The following is a 3,149-nucleotide window of genomic DNA, read 5'->3' on the forward strand; positions in this document are numbered from 1 at the left end:
ATTTTCCAAGTTATAGTCCTGAGCTTGATCCAATAGAGCAGTCATGGAGGGCGGCTAAGAAATGGCTGGCAATAAGGTACTGGGAAAATAAGAGCCAATTAAAGAAACAACTGATTACGGCATTTGAGGAGGGTATAACTATGGTTCCAATTTACGATTATTTGAAAACTTGACTATACCAGTACCGATTGAAACGGTCATTTTCTTCTGGCTGATATGCTCAGTCGATAAAATTGGTTATCTTAAGCATCCAGCGTACTATTTTTTGCCACCATACATTGTAAATATTCCATATTTATAGAAGCAATCCACATCTTTGAAGCCGATAAATTTTAAAGCGCCAATCTGAGCATCTAAAGTATCAGGTTTGTTTTCCGCAAGATCTTTATATCTTTGGATGATCTCGTCAAAATAATTACCTTCTATTTTTAAGAAGGTTTTTCTTTCATTAATCCATTCTTTCCAAAGCAAGTGATACCATTGCTCAAGGGCTTTTGTTGGAGCAAGGACTACATCAATGTTTAGAAAGTACCCATCGGTATCCAAATGGGAATAGATATTCCTGAATAGTGCTTTTTTCTCATCCATTGTTAAATGATGTATAGCGAGTGAAGAAACTATAAAATCAAAATTTTCTTGTACTAGGTTTCTATCAATAATCTCTTGAAAACTTGCTTTAATAAAACGAGTATGATTAAAACCATTTAGACGCTTTCTAGCTTTATTGAGCATATCCTCCGAACAATCTATCAGAGTGGTTGATATCGAGTTATTAACTTTCAAAAGCTCATGAGTAATAATCCCGTCTCCACATCCAAGATCAAGAAAGTTAATTTTTGGTTTGTCATTAATGAAATGGTTGTAAAAAGACCTCAGAATCTCAAGCAACCTCCTCCGCTCGACGATATAAATATCTGAATTTTCTATGTATTCTTGAGAAAACTCAGCTTTTGTCCACTTAGATTTATTAAATTCTGTCACAATTCTATAGCCTTACCTTGTAGGATATTTCACATAATATTTAGAGATTATGGCCATCCTAGTGGTATACCACAATGATTATGATAGGAACAGAATTTACATTTCAGTATGAGAAACCTACATAAAAATTCAATCCCATCGCTTCATTAATCAAAATCAGCGTGGTGAGCCACTAGATACCTATCATAGTAAACTATTTTTATATAAGAGTCTATCCGAAAACAGTATAACTCTTACAATAGGCGATATTTAATACTCAGTACTTGTAAAATCGAATTCAATAAATCGTTGTACGTAGCTTAATTAACTTTGTAAATGACAATAATGCTATTTTACAAAGTAAATCAACCTCTACATAGCGATTTTATCGTTTTTGTTTTACAACTACTGATACTCAGAGTGGAACGCTCAATTTAAGAACATATTGTAAAAGTTACAATAGGCTTTAATTGACTTCTCGGATAGTTGGCTATGAACATTGTTCACAGATGCAGCATGAAAAAGCATTGGTAACGGACTTTTTCATACCAGGCTCTTAGAGAGCTTAACCTGGTATTAAAAACAGGCGTCGAAATGGAAGCTCTTCACGGTGTCAGCATCGCGCTTCTCACGATTTGGGATATGGTAAAATCTGCTGAAAAGGATGATACGGACAATTATCCAGTTACCTGGATAGATAATTTGCAGATTTTGGAGAAAACAAAAGAAGCTAGAATAGATGCAAAGAAATAAAACTGTGCCAACGCGAATTGAAATGATTCTACTATCAAATGTATCTCGGCAATCTATATAAACACCGTCGGTATATATACAAAACTCATATTATATCCACACATCATGTCCACCGAATCCCTGATAAACCTCTCCAAAACACTCGGCAGGAAAAGCAGAGCAGACATTTTAGTAAAGCTATGCATGAGATCCTGTCGAAACATTGAGCTATCTGAAGATATAGATATCAGCAAGGAAAGAGTCTCAGAGGCGCTTACAGACCTTGTTGCTTCCCGCCTGGTCATTCCGTTTGAAAGGGGAGCCATTAACGTTGAAAAACACACAATTTATGTGATTTCTCCTTTCGGGAGCGAAATCCTGAACATAAGTGATAAGCTGGATTCCATCAAAAAAAAAAATTCCTGAAAAGATCACAGATTTCGGGGATGGGATAGGATATATTTTAAATTACTATCTGGAAGCTGATTTCAAAGTAAATCATAATACGAGAGTTATCAATGAAGAGTTCCAGATCAAGATGGACATAGAAAAAAGAACGCCGTGCGAGAAGAAAAATTGTGAGATCATCTGCGAACCTGTGATTAAAAACATAATAAAACGATTTGGACGTATTGACCAATTTGAAAAAGCAGATCACGCCAACTGCAGTTTCAAAATAAAATTAATTCGCAAATGACTACTCCAACCTTTTTTCCTCCTCATTGACCAGTTTTTCCTCCTCAATGACCAGACTCCACCTGATGTACCTTATCATTAATTCAAGCCGCTCATCCTCTCCCTGATCCTTAATTCTCTCATCATCCAGTAGAATGCAAACATACTCAAAAAGAGCACCAAGCATGCTCTCACCGGCAAAATTTCGGGCTAATACTTTAACTATTCTTGAAACTTCATCGTGGGTCAGGAAGCCTTTTCTTTCAATTTCTATCAGCCTATTCTTAATAATCTTCAATATTTCCTCATATATCATTAAGGAAATATTCTCAAAAAGAGCACCAGGTATGTTCTTATTTATAATATTCCGGGTTGATGCTTCAATCATTTTTAAAACTTCATCGTGGGTCAAGAAACCATTTCTTTCAAATTCAATTAACATATTTGCATTATTTTCGAGTTCAGAAGGCATGCTCAATTTTTTATATTTACAGTGGCCCTCCTGAAGATATGGGAACTCCAAATCGAGCCTGCTGTCAAAAAATTTGTTTGAGATTATTTTCATTCTATTATGTCCCACGATCTTTTCCCATTCATCGATTAATTCGGAGTTCATACTTGGGTCTTATGTGATAAAAGTAAATAAGAATTGTTATATAGAAAAAAGGAGAATCCAAAGATGGATTGAGTGTCAGAATCTATGGCAAAAGGGAAGCCTCCAGATCGTTCATTATACATATCAGATAGTACTAACGTAAAGTCAGGTTAAAAAGATTTGTTAC

At 35.2% G+C, this 3,149-nt stretch carries 4 protein-coding genes and 1 pseudogene; 3 read left to right on the forward strand and 2 right to left on the reverse strand.

What is annotated here, in order from left to right; genetic code table 11:
• Positions 1-258 precede the first annotated feature (258 nt).
• The gene (locus MNV_RS09825) at positions 259-981 is read right to left on the reverse strand and encodes a class I SAM-dependent methyltransferase (protein WP_096205648.1); all 723 of its coding nucleotides are present in this window, start codon (positions 979-981) and stop codon (positions 259-261) included.
• 549 nt (positions 982-1,530) lie between these two features.
• Here MNV_RS09825 and MNV_RS09830 point away from each other — a divergent pair.
• The 3 genes and pseudogenes from MNV_RS09830 to MNV_RS09840 form a co-directional block, all read left to right on the forward strand.
• Positions 1,531-1,713: pseudogene (locus tag MNV_RS09830) on the forward strand (cyclic pyranopterin monophosphate synthase MoaC); the annotation flags it as partial.
• Between the two features lie 105 nt (positions 1,714-1,818).
• Positions 1,819-2,118 (forward strand): helix-turn-helix domain-containing protein, encoded by a 300-nt coding sequence (locus tag MNV_RS09835; protein WP_096205651.1) that lies wholly within the window; start codon positions 1,819-1,821, stop codon positions 2,116-2,118.
• Entirely contained in the window at positions 2,081-2,389 is a 309-nt protein-coding gene (locus tag MNV_RS09840) for a hypothetical protein (protein WP_096205653.1), read from the forward strand. Before MNV_RS09835 ends, MNV_RS09840 begins: the two co-directional genes overlap by 38 nt.
• On the opposite strand, the gene MNV_RS09845 is transcribed toward MNV_RS09840, so the two are convergent.
• Positions 2,390-2,983, reverse strand: a complete 594-nt coding sequence (locus MNV_RS09845; RefSeq protein WP_096205655.1) for a hypothetical protein — start codon at positions 2,981-2,983, stop codon at positions 2,390-2,392. It abuts the gene before it with no gap.
• Between the last annotated feature and the right edge of the window lie 166 nt (positions 2,984-3,149).

The sequence above is a fragment of the Candidatus Methanoperedens nitratireducens genome, from assembly GCF_900196725.1.
Classification (GTDB): domain Archaea; phylum Halobacteriota; class Methanosarcinia; order Methanosarcinales; family Methanoperedenaceae; genus Methanoperedens; species Methanoperedens nitroreducens_A.

Coding starts and splice junctions, on each gene's coding strand:
- MNV_RS09845 (WP_096205655.1), bottom strand. CDS start 2,983: ATGAACTCCGAATTAATCGATGAATGGGAAAAGATCGTGGGACATAAT.
- MNV_RS09835 (WP_096205651.1), top strand. CDS start 1,819: ATGTCCACCGAATCCCTGATAAACCTCTCCAAAACACTCGGCAGGAAA.